Annotated in this window: 21 protein-coding genes; 12 read left to right on the forward strand and 9 right to left on the reverse strand. The window is 34.4% G+C overall.

What is annotated here, in order from left to right; genetic code table 11:
- The first annotated feature begins 3 nt into the window (after window positions 1-3).
- Genes B0A80_RS17855 through B0A80_RS17875 form a run of 5 tightly spaced genes read left to right on the forward strand, consistent with a single transcriptional unit; the run spans window position 4 to window position 6,006 of the window.
- Window positions 4-1,017: a glycosyltransferase family 2 protein gene (locus B0A80_RS17855; RefSeq protein WP_233430771.1), complete on the forward strand. Its 1,014-nt coding sequence runs from the start codon at window positions 4-6 to the stop codon at window positions 1,015-1,017.
- A complete protein-coding gene (locus B0A80_RS17860) occupies window positions 1,014-2,132 on the forward strand; it encodes a glycosyltransferase (protein WP_089078183.1) in 1,119 nt (372 codons plus the stop codon). Before B0A80_RS17855 ends, B0A80_RS17860 begins: the two co-directional genes overlap by 4 nt.
- Complete coding sequence (locus B0A80_RS17865) at window positions 2,129-3,205, forward strand: glycosyltransferase (protein WP_089078184.1); 1,077 nt, start codon at window positions 2,129-2,131, stop codon at window positions 3,203-3,205. The genes B0A80_RS17860 and B0A80_RS17865 overlap by 4 nt, the downstream gene beginning before the upstream one ends.
- On the forward strand, window positions 3,205-4,554 hold the full coding sequence (locus B0A80_RS17870; RefSeq protein ID WP_089078185.1) for an O-antigen ligase family protein: 1,350 nt from the start codon (window positions 3,205-3,207) through the stop codon (window positions 4,552-4,554). Before B0A80_RS17865 ends, B0A80_RS17870 begins: the two co-directional genes overlap by 1 nt.
- Before the next feature lie 57 nt (window positions 4,555-4,611).
- On the forward strand, window positions 4,612-6,006 hold the full coding sequence (locus B0A80_RS17875; RefSeq protein WP_089078186.1) for a sugar transferase: 1,395 nt from the start codon (window positions 4,612-4,614) through the stop codon (window positions 6,004-6,006).
- 1 nt (window position 6,007) lies between these two features.
- Here the strand turns inward: B0A80_RS17875 and B0A80_RS17880 are convergent, their stop codons facing one another.
- Both B0A80_RS17880 and B0A80_RS17885 read right to left on the reverse strand, forming a co-directional pair.
- On the reverse strand, window positions 6,008-7,144 hold the full coding sequence (locus tag B0A80_RS17880) for a lipoprotein N-acyltransferase Lnb domain-containing protein (protein WP_089078187.1): 1,137 nt from the start codon (window positions 7,142-7,144) through the stop codon (window positions 6,008-6,010).
- 37 nt (window positions 7,145-7,181) lie between these two features.
- Window positions 7,182-8,249 (reverse strand): putative type IX sorting system protein PorV2, encoded by a 1,068-nt coding sequence (locus tag B0A80_RS17885; RefSeq protein WP_455550105.1) that lies wholly within the window; start codon window positions 8,247-8,249, stop codon window positions 7,182-7,184.
- A gap of 212 nt (window positions 8,250-8,461) precedes the next feature.
- Between B0A80_RS17885 and B0A80_RS17890 the strand changes: the two genes are divergently transcribed.
- A complete protein-coding gene (locus tag B0A80_RS17890) occupies window positions 8,462-9,178 on the forward strand; it encodes a CDP-alcohol phosphatidyltransferase family protein (RefSeq protein WP_017494921.1) in 717 nt (238 codons plus the stop codon).
- Between the two features lie 10 nt (window positions 9,179-9,188).
- Entirely contained in the window at window positions 9,189-10,049 is an 861-nt protein-coding gene (locus B0A80_RS17895; protein ID WP_017494920.1) for a glycoside hydrolase family 25 protein, read from the forward strand.
- Window positions 10,050-10,105: 56 nt separating this feature from the next.
- Here B0A80_RS17895 and lptB read toward each other — a convergent pair whose 3' ends face one another.
- The 4 genes from lptB to B0A80_RS17915 all read right to left on the reverse strand — a co-directional run bounded on the left by lptB (window position 10,106) and on the right by B0A80_RS17915 (window position 13,060).
- Window positions 10,106-10,846 (reverse strand): LPS export ABC transporter ATP-binding protein, encoded by a 741-nt coding sequence (gene lptB, locus B0A80_RS17900; protein ID WP_017494919.1) that lies wholly within the window; start codon window positions 10,844-10,846, stop codon window positions 10,106-10,108.
- A gap of 87 nt (window positions 10,847-10,933) precedes the next feature.
- Window positions 10,934-11,287: a carboxymuconolactone decarboxylase family protein gene (locus B0A80_RS17905; protein WP_017494918.1), complete on the reverse strand. Its 354-nt coding sequence runs from the start codon at window positions 11,285-11,287 to the stop codon at window positions 10,934-10,936.
- Window positions 11,280-12,095 carry a twin-arginine translocase subunit TatC gene (tatC, locus tag B0A80_RS17910; RefSeq protein ID WP_017494917.1) on the reverse strand — a complete coding sequence of 272 codons (816 nt, stop codon included), beginning with the start codon at window positions 12,093-12,095 and terminating at the stop codon, window positions 11,280-11,282. The genes B0A80_RS17905 and tatC overlap by 8 nt, the downstream gene beginning before the upstream one ends.
- Complete coding sequence (locus B0A80_RS17915; protein ID WP_017494916.1) at window positions 12,095-13,060, reverse strand: KpsF/GutQ family sugar-phosphate isomerase; 966 nt, start codon at window positions 13,058-13,060, stop codon at window positions 12,095-12,097. The genes tatC and B0A80_RS17915 overlap by 1 nt, the downstream gene beginning before the upstream one ends.
- An 87-nt stretch (window positions 13,061-13,147) precedes the next feature.
- Here B0A80_RS17915 and recQ point away from each other — a divergent pair, with 87 nt between their 5' ends.
- From recQ to B0A80_RS17930, 3 genes are read left to right on the forward strand one after another with little or no spacing between them, the layout of a single operon-like run.
- Window positions 13,148-15,343: a DNA helicase RecQ gene (gene recQ, locus B0A80_RS17920; RefSeq protein ID WP_070907816.1), complete on the forward strand. Its 2,196-nt coding sequence runs from the start codon at window positions 13,148-13,150 to the stop codon at window positions 15,341-15,343.
- 9 nt (window positions 15,344-15,352) lie between these two features.
- Window positions 15,353-16,111, forward strand: coding sequence for a hypothetical protein (locus tag B0A80_RS17925; protein WP_089078188.1), 759 nt, complete (start codon window positions 15,353-15,355; stop codon window positions 16,109-16,111).
- Window positions 16,112-16,115: 4 nt separating this feature from the next.
- Window positions 16,116-16,535: a hypothetical protein gene (locus tag B0A80_RS17930; RefSeq protein WP_089059944.1), complete on the forward strand. Its 420-nt coding sequence runs from the start codon at window positions 16,116-16,118 to the stop codon at window positions 16,533-16,535.
- 110 nt (window positions 16,536-16,645) lie between these two features.
- On the opposite strand, the gene B0A80_RS17935 is transcribed toward B0A80_RS17930, so the two are convergent.
- Window positions 16,646-16,885, reverse strand: a complete 240-nt coding sequence (locus B0A80_RS17935) for a hypothetical protein (protein ID WP_070907813.1) — start codon at window positions 16,883-16,885, stop codon at window positions 16,646-16,648.
- Window positions 16,886-17,218: 333 nt separating this feature from the next.
- On the opposite strand from B0A80_RS17935, the gene B0A80_RS17940 reads away from it, so the two are divergent.
- Both B0A80_RS17940 and B0A80_RS17945 read left to right on the forward strand, forming a co-directional pair.
- The gene (locus B0A80_RS17940; protein WP_089078189.1) at window positions 17,219-18,778 is read left to right on the forward strand and encodes an NAD(P)/FAD-dependent oxidoreductase; all 1,560 of its coding nucleotides are present in this window, start codon (window positions 17,219-17,221) and stop codon (window positions 18,776-18,778) included.
- A gap of 67 nt (window positions 18,779-18,845) precedes the next feature.
- A complete protein-coding gene (locus B0A80_RS17945) occupies window positions 18,846-19,928 on the forward strand; it encodes a DUF6630 family protein (protein ID WP_089078190.1) in 1,083 nt (360 codons plus the stop codon).
- Between the two features lie 88 nt (window positions 19,929-20,016).
- On the opposite strand, the gene B0A80_RS17950 is transcribed toward B0A80_RS17945, so the two are convergent.
- Together B0A80_RS17950 and B0A80_RS17955 are read right to left on the reverse strand one after the other, a co-directional pair.
- Window positions 20,017-20,976 (reverse strand): quinone oxidoreductase family protein, encoded by a 960-nt coding sequence (locus tag B0A80_RS17950; protein WP_089078191.1) that lies wholly within the window; start codon window positions 20,974-20,976, stop codon window positions 20,017-20,019.
- Window positions 20,977-21,118: 142 nt separating this feature from the next.
- On the reverse strand, window positions 21,119-21,496 hold the full coding sequence (locus B0A80_RS17955) for a cupin domain-containing protein (protein ID WP_070907809.1): 378 nt from the start codon (window positions 21,494-21,496) through the stop codon (window positions 21,119-21,121).
- Window positions 21,497-22,065: the final 569 nt, after the last annotated feature.

Consider the following 22,065-nt stretch of genomic DNA (forward strand, 5'->3'; position numbering starts at 1 on the left):
TTGATGAATACACCATTGCGATTTTCTTTAATTGTTTGTACCTACATGCGTGCTGATTCTTTATTAATGTTACTAAAATCAGTTCAAAAACAAAACCTCTATCCAAACGAAATTTTAATAATTGACGGCTCAACCAATAAAGAAACTAAGGTTATTCTGGAGGAAAATAAATTCGATAACGTAAAGTATTTTTTAGTTTCAGATGAAAACAGAGGGCTAACGAAGCAAAGAAATTTTGGAATATCAAACCTAAGTACAAATAGCGAAGTAGTTTGTTTTTTAGATGATGATACCGTTTTAGAACCCAATTATTTTTCTGAGATCATAAAAACATTTCAAGCCAATTTTGATGTTGCAGGAGTAGGGGGAGTGTCGATTAATGATAATAAATGGAAATTTCAAGACAGTAATTTTTTTTACAATAAGAAAAAATATTACTTGTTTGAAGGTTTTTTTTACAAAGAGGGAACACGTAATGTGGTGAGGAATTATTTAGGTCTTGGATTTCCTTTAGGCTCAGGAAAAATGCCAAACTTCTCACACGGTCGTACTTCTGGATTTCCAATTACCGGAAAACTCTATGAAGTAGATTTGCTTATCGGAATGTCGATGGCATTTAGAAGAGATGTTGTCGATCATATTAAATTTTCTAAATTTTTTGAAGGTTATGGCCTTTATGAAGATGCAGATTTTAGTTTAAGAGCCCTTGAATTTGGTAAAAATGCGATTAATACAAAAGCTCAATTGTCTCATTTTCATGCCCCTTCAGGACGCCCCAATCAATATCGCTATGGGAAAATGGTAGTGCGAAATGGTTGGTATGTTTGGCGCGTTAAAAATTCAGATCCGATTTTTAAAGATCGTTTAAAATGGAATTTAATAACAGCACTTTTAATCTTAATTCGGTTTGCAAATGTTATTACAGAACAAAAGAAAAAAGCAGCCCTTACCGAAGCTTTGGGAAGAAGTATTGGTTTTTTGGGTTTATTAATTAATAAGCCAAAAGTAAACTCATGAAGTTCTTGATTGTTACACATGTTCCTCATGTTCAGAATGAAAACCAGTATTTTGGTTACGGCCCATACATTCATGAAATGAATATTTGGCTTAAATATACTGATGAGGTTACTATTCTTGCTCCATTAAAAAATAAACAGCCAAACACAATTGACACCGCTTATCAACATAATAAAGTCAATTTTAAAAAGGTACCTGATTTTAATTTTACCAACTTTAATAATAGCTTAGTTTCGATATTTAAGTTGCCAATAATTTTCTGGAAAGTATTTTGGGCAATGAAAAAAGCAGACCATATCCATTTGAGGTGTCCCGGGAATATGGGATTAATTGGTTGTTTGGTTCAGATTTTATTTCCAGGGAAGATAAAAACAGCAAAATACGCTGGAAATTGGGATCCAAAAAGTAAACAGCCTTATACCTACAGAATTCAAAAATGGATATTAAGTAATACTTTTTTGACTCGTAAGATGACAGTTTTGGTTTATGGTCAGTGGGAGAACCAATCAAAAAATGTAAAGCCATTTTTTACTGCTACTTACTTAGAATCTGAAAAACTGTTTGTTACTAAAGCAGATTTTAATTTAGTACTAAACTTCATTTTTGTTGGGAGCCTGGTTACTGGTAAAAATCCTTTTTACGCTATAAAATTGATTCAAAAACTAAGAGATAGTGGCCACAATGTAGTTTTAGATTTATATGGTGAAGGCGGTGAGTACAACGCTTTGAAAAAGTATATTAAAACAAATAATCTGGAAAATTTTGTCATTTTACATGGAAATCAAAATAGGGATACTTTGAAAAAAGCTTATCAAAAAAGTCATTTTGTGATCTTACCATCTAAAAGTGAAGGCTGGCCAAAAGCCATAGCCGAGGGCATGTTTTGGGGATGTGTTCCTATTGCGACACAAGTTTCATGTGTGCCTTTTATGTTGGATTATGGGAATAGAGGTGTTCTATTGGAAATGAATATGGCGAATGATTTGATAAATATTGAAAGAATAGTTGCAGCGGAAAATGATTTTTTAAATAAAACCAAGCTTGCTACCGAATGGGCGCGACAATATACAATCGAGGTTTTTGAAATGGAAATAAAAAGGCTGCTAACAAAATGAGAGTTGTTCAAATAATTGATTCCCTGGATGCTGGTGGAGCGGAACGTATGGCTGTTAATAATGCAAATGCTTTATTAAATAAGATTGAGTTTTCTGGTCTGGTCGCAACAAGAAAAGAAGGGAAATTAAAAAAACAATTAGATTCTAATGTTTCCTATTTGTTCTTAGAGAAAAAGAAAAGTATTGATTTTTCTGCAGTTTTTAAATTAAGAAACTACATAAAAAAGAATAGGGTTGATTTTATTCATGCGCATAGTTCATCATTTTTTATAGCCATTTTGATTAAACTCACTTTGCCGGGAGTTAAAATTATCTGGCACGATCATTACGGAAGCCGAATTAAAGAATCTGTAAGACAAAATAAAACCTTAATTGCTTGTTCATTTTTTTTCTCATCCATTTTAGTAGTAAATCCTAAGTTAGAGCAGTGGAATAAGAAAAATATGCGGTGTAAAAAGGTGTTTTTTATTCCTAATTTTACTCCTGCTACTGTTAACGAATTGCCTTCAACCATTCTAAAAGGAAAAGAAGGAAAGCGTATTGTTTTTTTAGCAAATTTGAAAAATCCTAAAAATCACATTCAGGTTTTAAAAGTTTTTCGAGATTTAAAATTAAAGGAATCAGGTTGGAGCTTACACTTGATTGGCAAAGACTTTTTTGATGATTATTCAAATTTGTTAAAAAATTTTATAGAAACTTATTCTCTCGGGAATGATATACATTTGTATGATGAACAAAATGATATCAAAAATATTTTGTCACAAGCTAATATAGGAATTTTGGCATCGACAGATGAGGGATTTCCAGTCACTTTGCTGGAGTATGCATTATCCGGTTTAGCTGTAATTTCAACAAACGTAGGATATTGTTCGGATATAATCAAAGAAGGAATTACGGGATTATTGTTTAATCCTTTTTCAGAAATCAAAATGAAAAATCAATTAATGAAATTAATAGGGGATGAGTTGCTCATTAAAGAATTTGGCATCAATTTTAAACAATCAGTAATCGAGAGTTATTCCGAAGAAAGAGTTATTGACGTATTAATTTCAGCTTATAAAAAAAGCAAATAATGAAAAACACTCGATTATCGTATGAGTATATGATTTTAATGCACGCCATAATTGCGCTAGTAATTTTTGGCTTGCCATTTTTATCTAAAATTTATGCACTTTTAATTCCAATAGTTGGTTTTTTTATTGTTTACAGAACAAAAAATGCAAATAACGAAGTTCTTATAGTTGCGGCTTATTTGGTTGGTGTTGAGGTTTTTTTGCGAATGACAGGAGGGAATTTTAATAATGAATATGTAAAAGTTAGTGTGATATTTTTTATGTCATTAGGCATGATCTACAGTAATTTTTCGACCAATGCATTTGTCTATTGTTTTTTTCTGATTTTATTAATTCCGGGGATTTTAATTACATCCACAGTCTTTAATCCTGCTATAGATGTCAAAAAATCATTAGTTTTTAATTTATCGGGGCCACTATGTTTAGCCATATCTTCGATTTATATGTTTAAAAGAAGAATTTTGTTTTCAGATTTACAAAATGTATTGATTGCGATGGGATTACCGATAATTAGTACCACAGTTTATCTGTTCCTGTATAATCCCAGTGTTAGAGATGTAATTACAGGAACTCAATCCAATTTTGAAACCTCAGGAGGTTTTGGACCCAATCAGGTTTCGACTGTTTTAGGATTGGGGATATTTATTTTTTTTACACAATTAGTATTATTCTCTAAATCGAAAAAAAGGATATTTTTGAATGGTGGATTATTAATTTTTATAACTTACAGAGGCATCGTGACCTTTTCAAGGGGTGGCGTTATAACCGCAATTGTCATGATTGCTTTTTTATTGCTTTTGCTCTATATTTTTTCAAATGCCCAAGGTAAAAAAAAGTTTGTGTTAGTTTTTGCCCTAACCAGCCTAATGGCTGTTGGCGTATGGACTTATTCTTCTTTACAAACTAATGGGCTCATTGGAAAACGTTACTCAAATCAGGATGCACGTGGAAGACAAAAGAAAGACCGTCTAGGAGGAAGAGAACAGATTATGAATGAAGAGTTAAAGCTTTTCATCGAAAACCCTGTTTTAGGTGTCGGAGCAGGTATGGGAAAACAAATTCGAAAAGAGACGTTTGGAGAAGAAGTTGCTTCCCATAATGAGATTACGCGAATGCTGAGTGAGCATGGTTTGTTTGGTGTTTTGGGACTCGTATTACTTTTAACAGTACCTATAATGTTGTATGTTAACAATCGACAGCATTTATACTTTTTTTCATTTTTCATGTTTTGGTTATTAACCATTAATCACGCTGCCATGCGAACGGCCGCACCTGCTTTTGTGTACGGATTATCGCTTCTTTTTGTCCAGATTAAAATTCCTGAAAAAGAAGAAATTTCCGTCAGCTAAATTCTGTTTTTTATAATACATTTGCCTCACGTTTAAGCCCCTAAACAAACTTATTAAATGTTTTCAAAAACAAAAATGCATTTCGAAATTTCGGAAAGGAGAGTATTACTTCTTCTTTTTGATGTTGTTTTTATTTTGTCCGCATTATATCTGTTAAGTTTAATATTTCATTATAATTATTTCGTTTTTGATAAGAGTAATTTTCCAGGTATACTTTTACTTCTGACTTATGTGTACGCTTTTGGCGTAATATTCGAAATGTACAATTTACAGGTAGCCAGTAATCAGTTGCAAATTCTTCAAAGTGTAATTTTTACGGCCACAACTTCAAGCCTGGCCTATTTGTTTACTCCTATTTTAGCGCCTGTATTGCCTAAGCAGCGATTGATTATCGTGATTTTTTATTTTACAATACTTGTTACATTGTTATTGTGGCGTTTGTTTTATGTTTACTTTTTGGCATCGCATCGTTTTTCTCAGAATGTAGTTTTAATATGTGACCAGAATCAGGTTGAAGAATTGGTTTTGGGACTTGAGAATGTTGACCCGCACTATAAAATTATTGGTTTTGTAAATTCAGATGCAATTTCAGAAGAAGATTCAAATTTTCACTATGTAAAAGAAGTTAAAAAGAAAGATTTAGAGGAGTTTGTGATACGTAATCAGGTGTCGGAGATTGTGATTGCTTCCCAAAAAACAGATGGAATCACTGCCGATTTATACCAGCAATTACTTCACTTATTAGAATCAGGAAATATCATCAGAGAGTATACTCAGGTTTACGAAAGCAAAACACAGCGTATTCCGGTGCACTATATAGCCCGCGATTTTTATAGATTCTTTCCCTTCAGCAGAAATAATAGTAATAAATTATACTTGTTTTTTGTTCGTTTCATAGAGTTGTTGTTCTCCATTACCGGGCTGTTGATTTGTTTTCTGTTTATTCCCGTTATTCTTGTTACGAATTTGTTAGCGAATAAAGGGACTTTGTTTTACACGCAGGAACGAGTAGGCAAAAACGGAGTTGTTTTTAAAATCTATAAGTTTCGAACTATGGTAGAAAACTCGGAGTCTAATGGGATTGTTTTCGCTACTTCAAATGATAAACGAATTACGCCTTTCGGTAAAATGATGCGCAAATCAAGAATTGACGAATTACCGCAGTTTTTTAATATTTTAAAGGGCGATATGGCCGTAATAGGACCAAGACCTGAGCGACCATTTTTTGTGGATGAAATAGCTCGTATAATGCCTTTTTACGAGACAAGACACGTTATAAAACCAGGACTTACCGGTTGGGCGCAAGTAAACTATTCTTACGGAGAATCTATAGAGGAGAGTTTGATCAAACTGCAGTACGATTTATACTATATCAAGCACAGAAGTATCTTTCTGGATTTGAGTATTACTTTTAAAACCATTACCACCGTTCTGTTTTACCGCGGACAGTAAATTAGATAATAATTGGAATACGTTTTTTATTTCGAATAGCCACTCTCACCAAAACAAATCCACTAGTTATGATCATTGGCAGAACAATAAAGAAGTGCGCTTTGTTGATCATAAAAATGGTGTAAACGATCAGGAAAAGTAAATGTAGAACTGCGAATCGATACGTCCATCTTTTGTTTTTTAAGAGCGAAAAGAGGATTAATATCAATAAAAGCGGACTTAATAAAAGTACATTATAGTTCATTGCCAGTTCCTGATGAAGCGAGTAGAACCCAACCGTAATAAAAAAGATTCCTATTAACGATAAGATTAAAAGATAAATTTTATCTACCACTTTATGGTGTGCCAAAACTACAAAGCCCAATAGCAGGAGGTAAGTGTAAATATTATTCCACCATGAACTTGGAATCTCTTTTTCAAAATTTAGCAGCGTTTTGCTTTTATTTACTAAAGGCTGATTCTGAAAAGTAGTTTTTTCTAAACTGTTTTTTAATTCGAAGGGTAAAAAGATCTTCGTACCTGCCTGGTCTACTTTTGTTCCGAAAATAATACTGGTTCCGAGCTGCTCATAAAAATGATCTTTGAAGTAAGGAAACAAAATAGATCGATAGGTTTCAGTTGTATCTCCTTTTTTAGTTACAATATTTGCCTTTAAAGATTTATTGATGACATCTACAATCATCGAAGTACAGTTTTTGTCGATAAATTTATAGGTGTAATATCGTTCCTCAGAGAATGCGGCCGCATTTAAATTGTCAAAAAGTTTTTGTTTTAAATCTGGAGAGATCAAAAGTTCCTGCTCGAAAACACTTCTTTTTTCGTTAGTGTAATCGTTTATAAACTCAGGAAATGATCGTACACTGATAAAATACTGTAAATCCCCCTTCGCGAACTTAGCGACAAAATTAGGTGTTCTAAAATCAAAATTACCGTAATTGTAGACAACATCGATATTGTTCGCCAGATCAGCAACACGAATGGCAGTGTGGCCAAAATAACTATAACTTTCGTTACCCAATCCGCAGGTAATAACGCTTATTTTAGCCTCTTTTGATAAGGGTACATTTTGGCTATAACCTAAAAAACCTAGTAATAATAGTAAACTAAAAAGTGTTTTTTTGAAAAGGACATTTTTCATAATTTAAAATTTTAAGAAGTTTAACGGTTAACAAATATTATCTAAAGATACCTAAATCTACTTTTAATGAAAAAATATTAGAGTATAAAGCGGTGCTTTGATTTCCTAAATCAGTCAGAGCATAATCCACCTGAATGCCTTTGTATTTAAAACCAAGGCCAATGTTGGGTTGAAAATTTAACTTTTCAGTATTATCCAGCTGAGTTACGTTTTGAAAATTTCCTGCTCCTGCTCTTAAAAATACAAGATTAGTATAGCCAAATTCAAATCCCAAAGCAGGATCTATACTAACCACTTTTGAGGAAATAATATCATTGGTTTGCTCGAAACGCATGTTTAAATTGGTAGCGACCAAAAGACTATAATCGCCGTGAAACTCAATTTTTTTAGAAACTCCCAGTTGAGCTTTTGGTAAAGTAATCTCAGTACTTTCTGGTAATTCGTTGTTTTCTCCCGGAATGGCATTGGCAATTTTCTTGTATTCCTCTTCATTAATATTCCATACATTATAAGTAGTGGTAATATCTCGAAGCATCAAACCAAAATTCCATCCATTTCTTTCAAATTGAAGGCCAAAGTCAAAGCCAAAGCCCCAGGAATTGGCAAATTTTCCAATAACCCTTCTGATTACTTTTGCATTTACACCATACTGAAAACCATCTACAGGTAATTTTCTCGCGTAAGAAAAAGTAAAACCATAATCGGCAGTAGAGAACAATCTGATTCGATTGTAGTCTATATTTCCCTGATTGTCGATCAATTGAGTGGTGTCCATGATATCATCAACTCCAAAACGAATCATCGAAATTCCCCAGGCACTTCTGTCATCAATCGGGCTGGCATATCCAATGTAGTCGTATTGTGCAATATTGGCAAAGTAATTGGCGTGCATCAATGAAATTTGATGATCCTCAAGATGAGTAAGACCAGCCGGATTCCAATAAACAGAATTGACATCATTGGTAGAAGCGACAACAGCACCCGACATTCCTAAGGCGGCTGCATCAACACCAATATTCATAAACTCATTCGAATATTTTCGAACGGTTTGTGCATACTGTAAGGTGCAACTCCACAATAATAAAAATACAAAGATTTTCTTCAACGGATATATTTTAGCAAACCGGAGTCTGTTTTAATTTTCATCAAAAATATAATATTTTACTCATCTAATTGAAATTATTGTAAAACTTAAATTTTTCAGGAGAAAATGTTTATAAAGCTTTTGAAAGGAGAGAATTTTAATAGAAATTTTTGCTACTAATGTCGCTTATTTATACGAAATTTGCCCTTCACCATTTGTTAAAAATATAAATCATGAACATTAAAAAACACATTCCTAATTTAATCACATTAATCAACTTGTTCTGCGGCTGTATTGCTGTCGTTTTTGTTTCTCAAGAGAACTTTTTAATGGCTTTTTGCATGGTTTCCTTAGGGATCTTTTTTGATTTTTTTGATGGTTTTTTTGCCCGATTGTTCAAAGTTTCAAGTCCGCTTGGATTACAGTTAGATTCGTTAGCAGATATGGTAACCAGTGGTGTTGTTCCGGGTTATGTAATGTACAGTTTGTTCTTAAAAAGTGCTGACCCGAACAATGAAGTTGCCTTAACAATCGTTCCTTTTCTTGGATTTATTGTGACATTAGGTTCTTGTTACCGATTGGCTAATTTCAATATTGATACACGTCAGACGGATTCGTTTATTGGTTTGCCAACTCCGGCGAATGCTCTTTTTATTTTAAGCCTTCCATTAGTTATCGATTTCTCTGATTCATTGTTTATATTTGAAATGTTAACCAATCATTGGGTTCTTTTGGGAATTACTTTATGCAGTGCTTATATTTTAAATGCCGAAATTCCATTGTTCGCCTTAAAGATTAAAAAGTTTACTGTGAAAGATAATGTCCTGCAAATTGTGTTTTTATTGATTTGTTTGGTTTTGGTGGTGTTATTACAGTACATGGCAATTCCGTTAATTATTATCATTTATGTGTTGCTTTCAGTAGTGAATAATATCTTTTTGAAAAAGTAGTTTTATTGGAATGGCAAGAAAAACGACCACCCGAAGAGCTTCTTACTCCCGAAAATCGAAACCTCAGAGGTCAATTTTAGCGAGCGGACTTCGTTTTATTATTTACTCTTTTTTAGTATTGCTTTTTTTTGCGACAGTTTATCATTATCGTGATGGACTGGCTTATTATCTAGGCTTTAAATCAAATAAAGTTCTGGAAGAGGATGCTGTAGAGAAACATCTTTCTGATGTTAGAAATGTCCAGGTTCTGGAAAATCACAAAGGAAAAGTAATCGGTATTGACGTTTCTGAATTTCAGGGAACCGTACATTGGAGTGATGTTGAGGTTTTGGAAGAAAAATATCCGGTCCAGTTTGTTTTTATCCGGGCTACGGCAGGAAATAATAAAGTCGACAGGCAGTTTATGCACAACTGGTTAGGTGCGAAAAAGCATAAAATTATTCGTGGAGCCTATCATTACTATCGTCCGAACGAAAATTCGATAGAACAGGCAGATTTGTTTATTAAAACAGTAAAATTACAAAAAGGGGATCTGCCTCCGGTTTTAGATATCGAAAGATTACCTAAAAATCAGTCATTAGACAGTTTGAAGAAAGGATTAAAACGCTGGTTGAATAAGGTTGAGGCGCATTATCAGGTACGTCCGATTATTTATACCGGAGAGCGTTATTATGGTGATTTTCTTAAAGAAGAATTTGGAGAATATTTATTCTGGATCGCTAATTATAATTTCTACAGAGAGAAGATTGAAGAAGATTGGTTGTTCTGGCAATTTACTGAAAAAGCAACTTTACCGGGAATCAAGCGTACGGTAGATGTGAATATTTACAACGGAGATTTAGAACAATTGCAGTTTATTACTGTGGAATAGTTTTCAGTCGCAGTTTTCAGTTTTCCTGAGACTGAAAACTGCGACTGTAGACTTTCTTAAAATTCAAGTTTCTTTTTACGAAGTTCAAAATTTTGCCCCAGGTAAACACGACGAACCATTTCATCTTCCACTAATTCTTCAGGTACACCCGCTTTTAAAATTCCACCCTCAAACATTAAATATGTTTTATCAGTGATGGCTAAAGTTTCCTGAACGTTGTGGTCGGTAATTAAAATTCCGATGTTTTTATTTTTCAACTGTGCTACAATTCTCTGAATGTCTTCAACTGCAACCGGATCAACTCCTGCAAAAGGTTCATCTAGTAAAATGAATTTTGGATCTGTTGCCAGAGCACGTGCAATCTCAGTACGACGACGTTCTCCACCCGAAAGCAAATCTCCACGGTTGGTACGAATGTGTTCTAAGCTGAATTCTTCAATTAAACTTTCCATTTTGGCGATCTGCGCTTCTTTTGATAGTTTAGTTAATTGCAAAACACTCAGAATATTGTCTTCAATGCTTAATTTTCTAAAAACAGAAGCTTCCTGTGCTAAATAGCCAATTCCTTGTTGAGCACGTTTGTACATAGGATAATCGGTAATATTCAGATCGTCCAGATAAATGTTTCCTGAATTAGGTTTAACCAATCCTACAATCATGTAAAACGAAGTCGTTTTTCCGGCACCGTTAGGTCCCAAAAGACCTACAATTTCCCCTTGATTAACTTCAACGGAAATTCCTTTTACAACACTGCGTCCTTTATAGGTTTTTATTAAATTATCGGCTCTTAATTTCATTTTTTAAGTTTAATCGTTTAAACGTGTGAATCGTTTATTCGCTACAAATTAACAAATAAACGATTCAACAAATAAACGTATTAACAATTATTTAGTTTCAGCTTCTTCTAAAGCTTCCCAAAATTCGTATGCTCTCCTCAAATGTGGAATTACGATGGTTCCGCCAACTAAAGTTGCGATCCCCATAGCCTCCATCATTTCTTCTTTCGTAACACCTTCTTTATGGCTGGTTTCAAGATGGTATTTTACGCAATCATCACAACGCAAAACGGCTGAGGCTACTAATCCTAAAAGCTCTTTTGTTTTAACATCAAGAGCTCCGGGAGCATAAGCATTGGTGTCAAGATTGAAAATTCTTTTTACAATTTTATTATTGTCAGCCAATAATTTCTCGTTCATTTTAGAACGGTAATCATTAAATTCTTTTATGATATCAGACATTTTCTTTCATTTTATTTCGATAAACAATCTTAGAAATCAGGATACTTACTTCGTAGATAAGCAACATTGGTATCGCTACAATAGTTTGACTTACTACATCCGGAGGTGTTACAATCGCCGCGATAATCAAGATGATAATAACGGCGTATTTCCAATATTTTCTTAAGAATTCAGGAGTTACTAATCCTAATTTAGTTAAAAAGTAGATGGCAATTGGCAGTTCAAAAAAGATGGCACTTCCCAGTATACTTGTTTTCACCATTCCCATATAAGAGTCTAATGTGAATTGATTTTTTACAACATCACTCACAGAAAAAGTGGCAACGAAATTTACCGACATTGGGATCACGACGAAATATCCGAACAGTACTCCTAAAAAGAAAAGTAAAGAAGAGGTGAAAATAAATACTCTGGCATTTTTTCGCTCTTTTTCATATAAAGCAGGACTGATAAACTTCCAGATCTCCCATAAAATATAAGGGAAACTCAGAATAAAACCAGCTAAAAGACACATCCATACAAAGATATTTACCTGACCTTCCATTTCTGTATTTTGGATAATGAAATTCAGCTGTGTGATACAGATGCTGTCAGCAAAGCCTAGTTGGTGTGATAAATCGCAGAACCAAACATAAGTAAAAAAAGTAGGTCGGGTTGGGCCAAGAATAATTTCGTCAAATAAATAGTCACTTATAAAATAGGTTACAAATGCCATTATCATAGTTGCAATTGTACTTCTAACCAGCAACCATCTTAATTCTTCAAGATGATCCAGAAATGACATCTCGCCAAGGTTTTTTTTTGCCATTATACGATTCCTTCTTTTAAAATGTCATGTAAATGTAATACTCCTTTGTACTCTCCATTATCTGCAACAATAAGCTGCGTTATCGAAAAATCTTCTAAGATATTCAAAGCGTCAACCGCCATTGTTTCTGAAGATACGAATTTAGGATTTTTAGACATAATATCTTTTGCAGTTAAATCAGCAATAGTATCTACGTCATTTAGCATTCTTCGGATGTCTCCGTCAGTAATGATTCCGATAATTTTATCGTTTTCGATTACCGCAGTTACACCCAGTCTTTTTTCAGAGATCTCAAAAATTGCTTTTTTGATAGAGGTATCAGGAGTAACCATTGGTTTTAACGAATGCTCAATCATGTCTTTAACACGAAGTAATAGTTTTTTTCCTAAAGCTCCGCCAGGGTGATAAACTGCAAAATCTTCGGGTTTAAAATCGCGCATTTCCATCAGACAAACGGCTAAGGCATCTCCCATAACAAGTTGAGCAGTGGTGCTGTTGGTTGGTGCCAGATTGATCGGGCAGGCTTCTGTTTCGACAGTGGTGTCTAATACATAGTCAGAGCCCTTAGCTAAAAAGGAAGTTACATTCCCGGTCATCCCAATCAGGATGTTTCCGAAACGTTTTAACAAAGGAACCAATACTTTTATTTCAGGACTGTTTCCGCTTTTTGAAATGCAGATTATGATGTCTTCGTTTTGTATCATACCCAAATCACCGTGTATGGCTTCTGAGGCATGTAGGAACATAGAAGGCGTGCCGGTTGAGTTAAAAGTAGCGACCATTTTTTGAGCAATAATGGCGCTTTTTCCGATGCCTGTAACGATCAATCGGCCTTTAGTTTCGTAAATACGTTGGACAGCTTCGTAGAAATTTTCGTCCAGAAAATCAATTAGCTTTGTAATTGCTTCGCTCTCAGATAGTATGGTTTTTTTGGCGATTGCCAATATATTTTCTTTTGTGATCAAAACAGAATATTTAAAATTTGTATGTATAAAAGAAAGTTGTATCTTTATGTGTTGCAAATTTATACAAAATATCCATTAATATAAAGAATGAATTCAAACGAAATTGAAATACACAAGGAATTAAAGAAGTATTTCGGCTTTAGCCAATTTAAGGGCTTGCAGGAGCAAGTCATTACGAGTATTTTAGAGAAGAAGAATACTTTTGTAATTATGCCAACTGGCGGTGGAAAGTCTCTTTGTTATCAATTACCCGCTTTAATTCAGGACGGAACGGCTATAGTTGTTTCTCCTTTGATAGCTTTGATGAAAAATCAGGTTGATGCTATTCGAAGCCTTTCCTCAGAAAACGGAATTGCCCATGTGTTAAATTCCTCTCTCACCAAAACAGAAATTGCCCAGGTTAAAAAAGACATCACTTCAGGTTTGACTAAGCTTTTGTATGTAGCGCCTGAATCGTTAACAAAAGAAGAGTATGTGGCTTTTTTACAAAGTGTATCCATTTCCTTTGTAGCGATTGATGAAGCGCATTGTATTTCAGAGTGGGGCCATGATTTTAGACCGGAATACCGTAATCTGAAAAATATAATCAAACAATTAGGGAAAGTACCTATTATTGGACTTACCGCCACTGCAACCCCAAAAGTTCAGGAGGATATATTGAAAAATCTTGAAATGGCCGATGCGAATACTTTCAAAGCATCGTTCAACAGACCGAACTTGTACTACGAAGTTCGAACAAAAACAAAAAATATAGAGTCGGATATTATTCGATTTATCAAGCAACATAAAGGCAAATCCGGAATTATTTACTGCCTAAGCCGTAAAAAAGTAGAGTCTATTGCCGAAGTTTTACAAGTTAACGGGATCAGTGCTGTGCCGTATCATGCAGGTTTAGATGCTAAAACCCGTGCCAAACATCAGGATATGTTCCTGATGGAAGATGTTGATGTGGTAGTGGCAACTATTGCATTTGGAATGGGAATTGATAAACCGGACGTTCGTTTTGTAATTCATCATGATATTCCAAAATCATTGGAGAGTTATTATCAGGAAACGGGTCGTGCCGGTCGTGATGGAGGAGAAGGACATTGTCTGGCATACTACTCCTATAAAGATGTAGAGAAGTTGGAGAAATTCATGTCCGGGAAGCCAGTAGCAGAACAAGAGATTGGATTTGCTCTTTTGCAGGAAGTAGTAGCGTATGCCGAAACTTCAATGTCACGCAGAAAGTTCCTATTGCATTATTTTGGTGAAGAATTCGACAGCGAGACTGGTGAAGGTGCAGATATGGACGACAACGTTCGTAATCCTAAAACAAGAATTGAAGCCAAAGATCAGGTGGTTAAATTGTTGGAAATCGTTCGGGATACCAAGCATATTTATAAGTCAAAAGAAATTGTGTTTACCTTAATTGGCCGCGTAAATGCTGTAATTAAAGCTCACAAAACAGATACCCAGTCGTTTTTTGGATCGGGCTCTGACCACGATGAGAAATATTGGATGGCCTTGCTCCGACAAGTTTTGGTAGCAGGTTATCTGTCAAAAGATATTGAAACTTATGGTGTGGTGAAAATCACGAAAGAAGGTTTGAACTTCATTAAAAAACCGGTTTCATTTATGATGTCTGAAGATCATGAGTACAGTGAATCTGAAGATGAAGCAATTGTAACCGCAGGAAAATCGTCAGGAACAGCCGATGAGGTTTTAATGGGCATGCTCCGTGAATTGCGTAAAAAAGTAGCTAAAAAATTAGGAGTTCCTCCGTTTGTTGTTTTTCAGGATCCTTCACTTGAGGATATGGCTCTGAAATACCCAATTACTTTAACGGAATTATTTAATATTCATGGTGTAGGTGAGGGGAAAGCTAAAAAATATGGTGGTGATTTCGTTTCTTTAATCAGCAGATATGTTGAGGATAATGATATCATTCGTCCGGATGATTTAGTAGTTAAATCTACAGGAGTTAACTCCGCTAATAAATTATATATCATTCAAAACATCGACAGAAAATTGCCGCTAAGCGATATCGCTTCTGCAAAAGGACTTTCGATGGACGCTTTGATCAAAGAAATGGAACAAATCGTTTATTCGGGTACCAAACTAAATATCAAATACTGGGTTGATGACATGCTGGATGACGATCAGCAGGAAGAAATTCACGATTATTTCATGGAATCTGAATCTGATAAAATCGAGGATGCTCTTAAAGAATTTGATGGTGACTATGATATTGATGAGTTGCGTTTGATGAGAATTAAGTTTATTAGTGAGGTTGCAAACTAGGTTGTTTTTATGAAGTTTTTAAAAGCTATTTTTATTTTTGTCGTATTGATATCTACCAAATCGTTTGCAACTGCTCAGGTTTCAGATTATTTGATTATTGATAAAGATACATTGCGAATTCAGTCAAATCCATTAGAAGAATATTTCAAGATACATCCTATTCCTGAAAATTTAATAACTACCATCTCTAGTGCAAATTGGAGAGGTTATATCGCCTATTTTAAGTTTTTGGAAGGAAAACTGGTTGTTGAAAATATATATAAGGAGGATTACAAGAAGAATAGTAAAGGCGAAAGCGATTTTTTCTTGACTTCTATTTATAAAGCTATTTTTGGTGAAAACAAAAATTTTGAATGTAACTTTTATTCGGGTCTTCTAATTTGTCCTTCAGGAAAAATGTTGCAGTATGTTCATATGGGATATAGTTCTGTATTTGAAAATTATACTTTGATAGAACTAAAAGATGGAGTAAACGTAAAATCTAAAAAATTAACCGCCGAAGAGTTTATGGATTTTAAAAAGAAATATTTTAAATATTATAAAAAGACTGACGAATACAAACAAAAAGCAAAAGAATTTAAAGAAATGACGGCTGAAAGTGATAAGGTTTTAAATAAATTGACACTTGAAAACTCAAATAGTAATAGTAAAGAAAATAAATATTTAAAGCAAAAAGAAGCTGATTACAAAGCCGATAAGGAAGTGGAATCTTTCATGTTTATTTTTTTAAACGATTATATGAAAACAATAGAAATTCCTTTAAACTAATTATATGAAAAAAACATCATTTTTATTTACATCACTTGGTCTTTTATTATTGGCGATGTTAATTTTTAGTTTTTCGACAGAAAGTAAAGAACAAGATTCTAGATTAATTGGAGTCTGGAAAGGTTTTGAAGTTGAAAAACAGATTGAAGGAGTAGAAAAGCACTGGATACAACAAAGATTTGAAAACGGTACCTATGTAATTATGTTTACCACAAAAGAGGATTGTCAAATAGAAACTTTTACTGAAAAAGGGAAATGGTGGACAGAAAAAGGAAAATTTTATGAATTGTCTTCGAATGCAAAAAATCCAGAAGTGTATAGTTATGAAATAAAGAATGATGAAGTAGTAGAATTTAAAAGCATAAAACTTTCAGGAGAGAAAAAGGATACCTATATATTTAGCGATTATAAAATTAATTTCTAATTGCTGCAAAATAAAAAAAACTCAAGATATAAATTCCAAATTCCAAGCTGGTTAAGCAATTGGAATTTGGAATTTATTTTTATTGGAATTTCATCCCAAAAATTAGAATTTTATCCTTCAAATACTTCCCCCCGATGCGGCTTCAAAGCATCTCTTACGGGAATCATATTTTCATCGGTAACGACCATAAAAGCAATGGCATGCATGTCGTTTATGATTTTAAATCCTGTAATGTTTAACGGAAGTTTTTCGATTATGATATATTCTTTTAAGTGAATTTCATGATGCTCAGCTGTTTTAGCAGAAGCTGGCCCACGGAAATCCCAAATTAGTTTTATTTTTCTGGACATTATTTATAGGTGCAAAGTTTCAAAGAGGCAAAGGTACAAAGGTTAGTTTGAAGTTTCACTTTGAAATTGTCTTATTGTCCGTTCGGGCGAAGTCGGGAACCCTTGTTAATTCGAGCGGAGTTAAGAACCTTTGTCCGTTCGAGCAGAGACGAGACCCTATGTCAGTTCGAGCGGAGACGAGAACCTTTGCTATATTTTGACCTCACTCAATGCGACTGGACGTTGTCATCCTAATTCAGATAAAATTTTCAATTGATGTATTTTCATTTCAAAATAGTATTTTTGCATGTTCTTTTCATAGAAAGAAAAGCTAATTTGAATAAATAAAATACAATGCCAAGAGAACTTTTACTTCAGGTAACACCGGAAATAGCAGCAAACGAATTGTTGCTGAAAGACCATTTGTCTAAACAAATAAAAGTTTCTCCCAAAGAAATTCAACACGTTTCGATCTTGAAACGATCAATTGATGCGCGTCAAAAAGCGATCAAAATCAATTTAAAAGTTATTATCTATCTGCAAGGTGAACCTTTTCAGGAAACTAAAATAGAATTGCCTGTATATAAGGACGTTTCGTCGGCACAAGAAGTAATTGTAGTTGGAGCAGGTCCGGCAGGGCTTTTTGCGGCGCTTCAATTAATAGAGTTAGGTTTAAAACCAATTGTACTGGAGCGCGGAAAGGATGTGCGCGGACGTCGTCGTGATTTAAAAGCAATAAATCGTGAACATATCGTTAACGAAGATTCTAATTATTGTTTTGGTGAAGGTGGAGCAGGAACCTATTCAGATGGAAAATTATACACACGTTCTAAAAAACGTGGAGATGTAACCCGAATCTTAGAATTGCTTGTTGCTTTTGGAGCTTCTGAAGACATTCTCATAGAAGCACATCCTCACATTGGGACCAATAAGTTGCCAAAAATTATTGAAGATATTCGAAATAAAATCATAGAGTTTGGTGGTCAGGTTTTGTTTGATACACGCGTTACTGATATTCTGGTAAAGAATAATGAAGTTGAAGGTGTCGTTATTCAAAACGGCGACAAGATTCTGGCAAATAAATTAATCCTGGCAACAGGACATTCAGCACGAGATATTTTTGAGTTATTAGACAAAAAGAAAATTTTTATAGAAGCAAAACCTTTTGCTTTAGGAGTTCGTGCAGAACATTCTCAGCAATTAATTGATAGTATTCAGTATAGTTGTGATTATCGCGGGGAGCATCTGCCTCCTGCGCCATATTCTATTGTAAAACAGGTCAACGGTCGCGGAATGTATTCGTTTTGTATGTGTCCGGGTGGTGTAATTGCACCTTGTGCAACGAGTCCGGGTGAGGTGGTTACGAATGGTTGGTCGCCTTCGAAACGAGATCAGGTTACGGCAAATTCAGGAATTGTAATCGAATTAAAGTTGGAAGATTTTAAGCCTTTTGCAAAGTTTGGAGCTTTAGCCGGAATGGAATTTCAAAAAAGTATCGAACAAAAAGCATGGCATTTGGCAGGGCAGACTCAAAAGGTTCCTGCTCAGCGAATGATCGACTTTACACAGAATAAAGTTTCAGCTGATATTCCGAAAACGTCTTATGTTCCTGGAACAACTTCGGTTGAAATGGGGCAGGTTTTTCCGGGATTTTTATCACAAATTCTACGCGAAGGGTTTAAAGAATTTGGAAAATCAATGCGCGGTTATTTAACCAATGAAGCAATTTTGCATGCTCCTGAAAGCCGTACATCATCACCAGTTCGAATTCCGAGAGACCCTATGACTTATGAACATTTACAAATTAAAGGATTGTATCCGTGTGGAGAAGGTGCCGGATATGCCGGAGGTATTATTTCTGCAGCCATTGATGGAGAAAAATGTGCTTTAATGATTGCTGAGACATTGAAATAGAGTGTTTTTTATAGTAAAAGTAGTATGTTTGTAAAGCGTATTCTTAACGTTATATTCTAGTATTTTTATGAAAAACTTCTTTGCTAATTTCTTTGGAAGAAATAATAATCCGGAATCAATCGTTTCTTTTGATGTTCTGGATTCTATCTATACTTATCTGCAAAATGAGTCAAGTCGAGTGGATTTTAAAATGAAAGGAATTCGCGACACGGTTTCTGCTACTTTGTATTCTTTTCCGGATTCATTTGATCATGAAGAAGGGAGGGCTGAAATAAAAAAGAGCGGATTTAAAAATTCGTATGAAGTTTTAAATGAATTATACAAAAAGGTAAATATTGCACCGCTTTCTGATGATGAAATGCTGGAGGAACCTGTTTGTAATTATCTTCATATTGAGTTTTATTCGGAGCCTTCATTAGAGATGAAAAAAAATTTGAAGCACGTTTTGCAAAACTTTATTATCTTCTTTTGTTGTACAAATAGTATGGAGACGAATGATTTTAAGCTACTGTATTCAAACAGTTATTTTTATGACTATACCAAAGGATTTTTGGAAGCCGAACCAATTGATATCGAAGCGCCAAAGAATAAACTTCAGGAAATTGGTTTTAATGATTTCAAAACAGTACTTCAGGGAATTTGCGAGTACATGGGCATTGAGTTGACGCCAACAGTTATTCGTCCTTCTGCCGAAAGTTTAATGCCGGATGAGGTTTCAGTCGGGCATTTTAGAGAGTTTTTGCAATTGCTTTCCCGAGGAGATATTGAAGTGGGTCTACTGGAAGATCAATCACAAGTGCTTTTTGATAATTTTGGATTAGAGGAAGGGGATGAAGAATATGATTACGAATTTGACTTTTTTGAAGGAATAAATTCCTGGCACAGCGACTGGAAATTTGATCCGGAAGATGCTGAATATTTCATCTCAGAAATGATTGGTGAAACCTTTACTTTTGAATATCCTGAAGAAACATACAGTCATGATTTGTTTCCGTATATTCAAAAAGAATTGGCGAAGCAGGATTTAGAATTAATGAGTTACGATACGCAAGGTGATAGTTATTTGTTTTTTGTGGCCAATAAAAATGATGTAACCAGAATACTAGAATTGTCCGAAATAACCGAAATGGGAATTGACAAACTGATTTAAGCTGAATCGTTTGGATTTTAAATTGAAAAAAAATCGTCACGAATTCACGATTGTTTAAAATAAAATTCGTGAATTCGTGGTAAAAAAATCAAGGAATCAGAATAATTTTTCCAGTGCTTTTTCGGCTTTCCAGATAGTCATGAGCCAATTTCCCTTCGGATAATTTAAAAGAAGTTGGTTCTGAAAGTTTGATTTTTCCGTCAGAAATCCATTGGAACAATTGCGTTGCTCGTTTGATTCTCTCTTCTTTAGAATTCAGGTAGCTCCATAAATCCCCTCCGGTTAGGGTTTTAGAACCGTCCATTAACATTCTCGGATCTACAAATGCAGGATCACCGCCCGCCATTCCGAAGAAGACAACTTGCCCGCATTCTTTTGTGACTTCAAAACTCTCAGTTAAGGTGCTTCCAATACTGTCGTAAACAACATCGACGCCTTTTGGTGTCATTTCGAAGACTTGTGATTTCCAGTCTTCGTTATAAAGAAAAACATGATCGGCACCTTGCTCAAAGGCTACTTTTGCTTTTTCTGAAGATGAGGTTAAGCCAATTACTTTTGCGCCTAAAAGCTTGCTGATTTGTGTTAAAATTTGTCCAACTCCACCGGCTACTGCGTGAATCAATACCGTTTCATCTTTTTCAGTTTTATGGCTGTCGGTTGCTAAATAATGAGCCGTTAAACCTTGGAGTAAAACAGCTGCTGCGGTTTCAAATGAAATCGTATCGGGTAAAGGTAAAACGTGGTTGATGTTTACCGCGACTAATTCGGCATTTGCAAAAGGAACATCGGCGAAAGCCACGCGATCGCCAACTTTGTATTCAGGATGATTGTTGGGGTCTGTTACAATTCCGGCACCTTCATAACCGGCAATAAAAGGAGGAGTTCCTTTTAAATGGTAGTTTCCTTTTCGTCTGTAAACATCGGCAAAATTTAATCCGATGGCTCTCATTTCAACAAGAATTTCATCATCTTTTAAGGATGGATTGGGAATTTCAATGTATTCCAAAACATCAGAATTTCCAAAAGAAGAAAAGGTAAGTGCTTTCATTTTTAGTTTTTTTAAGGATACAAAGTACGGAAAATATATTGGCTCCCTTTTAAAGATAATCTTAAAAATAAAAAAAGTAACAACTTGAATTCAGGTTGTTACTTTGAGTTAAATTAAAAAAGGTTGAGATATCTGTAATGGTCTATTTTTTAGTTTTTATTTCTGTTACAATCAAATTCACAGTTGTATCTCCTAAATTTTTTGCCATATGAGTAACTGCAGGTATGTACATGGCATCTCCAGCTTTAATATCCATAATGATGGGAGCTTTGCCTTTATCTGTTATTTCAATTTTTCCATCAGTCAGTGCATAGATGGTGTGGTCAGGATGATGATGCCATGGAATTGTTTCTCCTGGAGTAATCTCAACTTGCATTATTCTCACTCTCTCATTTTCAAGAAGTACTTTTTTATATGCGTTAGGCGCTGCTTTTAAAGGGTCTTGCGCATAGATATTCACACTTAATGTTAAAAGCAATAGTATGAATAGAGACACTAAATTCTTTTTAATTGTTTTCATTTCATTTCTTTTTTATTGGTTAAATTTTCCCAGAATTGTTTATTGCATATTTTTTTAGAACTTTATCGTGGTTTCGTTTGATGAAAAAGACAAAGTTCTCTTGCAATGCATTTTTTTAGTTAATGCGAAGAGGCAGATTTTTCCTAATTCGAAAAATTACGGTTAGGATATTTAGCTAGAAAATTGGATTTCATTTGCAGATGTGAGATCCTTAGATTTAGGTGATGTAGATCCCCGTGTCGCCTGTTTGAATCCGCCGTTTTTTTCGGCTTACCTTCACTGATTTGGGAAATTGAAGAGCGATAAATAGTGTCTGTTTTGGGGCTACTAATTTACGAAAAAAAAATCATTTTTTGATTGATGATTTTTGGTTTTTTGATTCATTCAAAGTACAAAAAAAATGCTGCCTTTGTTTTGTTTTAAACATTTGAACGATAAAACTTTAAACAAATTGTAGTAACTTAGTTACGGAAAGTAGAGACTTATGCTGAAAACAAAACTTCGATAAGCATGTAACTGGGCATGAATATTGAGAAAAGAATTTTATAGAATTATTTTAAACTTCAAAA

This window comes from Flavobacterium tructae, assembly GCF_002217475.1.
Classification (GTDB): Bacteria; Bacteroidota; Bacteroidia; order Flavobacteriales; family Flavobacteriaceae; genus Flavobacterium; species Flavobacterium tructae.

Bases quoted from the DNA above. Each gene is read 5' to 3' on its own strand.
- B0A80_RS17935 (WP_070907813.1), bottom strand. From the start codon at position 16,885: ATGTCCAGAAAAATAAAACTAATTTGGGATTTCCGTGGGCCAGCTTCT.
- B0A80_RS17875 (WP_089078186.1), top strand. From the start codon at position 4,612: ATGTTTTCAAAAACAAAAATGCATTTCGAAATTTCGGAAAGGAGAGTA.
- recQ (WP_070907816.1), top strand. From the start codon at position 13,148: ATGAATTCAAACGAAATTGAAATACACAAGGAATTAAAGAAGTATTTC.
- B0A80_RS17930 (WP_089059944.1), top strand. From the start codon at position 16,116: ATGAAAAAAACATCATTTTTATTTACATCACTTGGTCTTTTATTATTG.
- B0A80_RS17955 (WP_070907809.1), bottom strand. From the start codon at position 21,496: ATGAAAACAATTAAAAAGAATTTAGTGTCTCTATTCATACTATTGCTT.
- B0A80_RS17890 (WP_017494921.1), top strand. From the start codon at position 8,462: ATGAACATTAAAAAACACATTCCTAATTTAATCACATTAATCAACTTG.
- B0A80_RS17950 (WP_089078191.1), bottom strand. From the start codon at position 20,976: ATGAAAGCACTTACCTTTTCTTCTTTTGGAAATTCTGATGTTTTGGAA.
- tatC (WP_017494917.1), bottom strand. From the start codon at position 12,095: ATGGCAAAAAAAAACCTTGGCGAGATGTCATTTCTGGATCATCTTGAA.
- lptB (WP_017494919.1), bottom strand. From the start codon at position 10,846: ATGAAATTAAGAGCCGATAATTTAATAAAAACCTATAAAGGACGCAGT.
- B0A80_RS17860 (WP_089078183.1), top strand. From the start codon at position 1,014: ATGAAGTTCTTGATTGTTACACATGTTCCTCATGTTCAGAATGAAAAC.
- B0A80_RS17865 (WP_089078184.1), top strand. From the start codon at position 2,129: ATGAGAGTTGTTCAAATAATTGATTCCCTGGATGCTGGTGGAGCGGAA.
- B0A80_RS17905 (WP_017494918.1), bottom strand. From the start codon at position 11,287: ATGTCTGATATCATAAAAGAATTTAATGATTACCGTTCTAAAATGAAC.
- B0A80_RS17880 (WP_089078187.1), bottom strand. From the start codon at position 7,144: ATGAAAAATGTCCTTTTCAAAAAAACACTTTTTAGTTTACTATTATTA.
- B0A80_RS17870 (WP_089078185.1), top strand. From the start codon at position 3,205: ATGAAAAACACTCGATTATCGTATGAGTATATGATTTTAATGCACGCC.
- B0A80_RS17925 (WP_089078188.1), top strand. From the start codon at position 15,353: ATGAAGTTTTTAAAAGCTATTTTTATTTTTGTCGTATTGATATCTACC.
- B0A80_RS17855 (WP_233430771.1), top strand. From the start codon at position 4: ATGAATACACCATTGCGATTTTCTTTAATTGTTTGTACCTACATGCGT.
- B0A80_RS17945 (WP_089078190.1), top strand. From the start codon at position 18,846: ATGAAAAACTTCTTTGCTAATTTCTTTGGAAGAAATAATAATCCGGAA.
- B0A80_RS17895 (WP_017494920.1), top strand. From the start codon at position 9,189: ATGGCAAGAAAAACGACCACCCGAAGAGCTTCTTACTCCCGAAAATCG.
- B0A80_RS17940 (WP_089078189.1), top strand. From the start codon at position 17,219: ATGCCAAGAGAACTTTTACTTCAGGTAACACCGGAAATAGCAGCAAAC.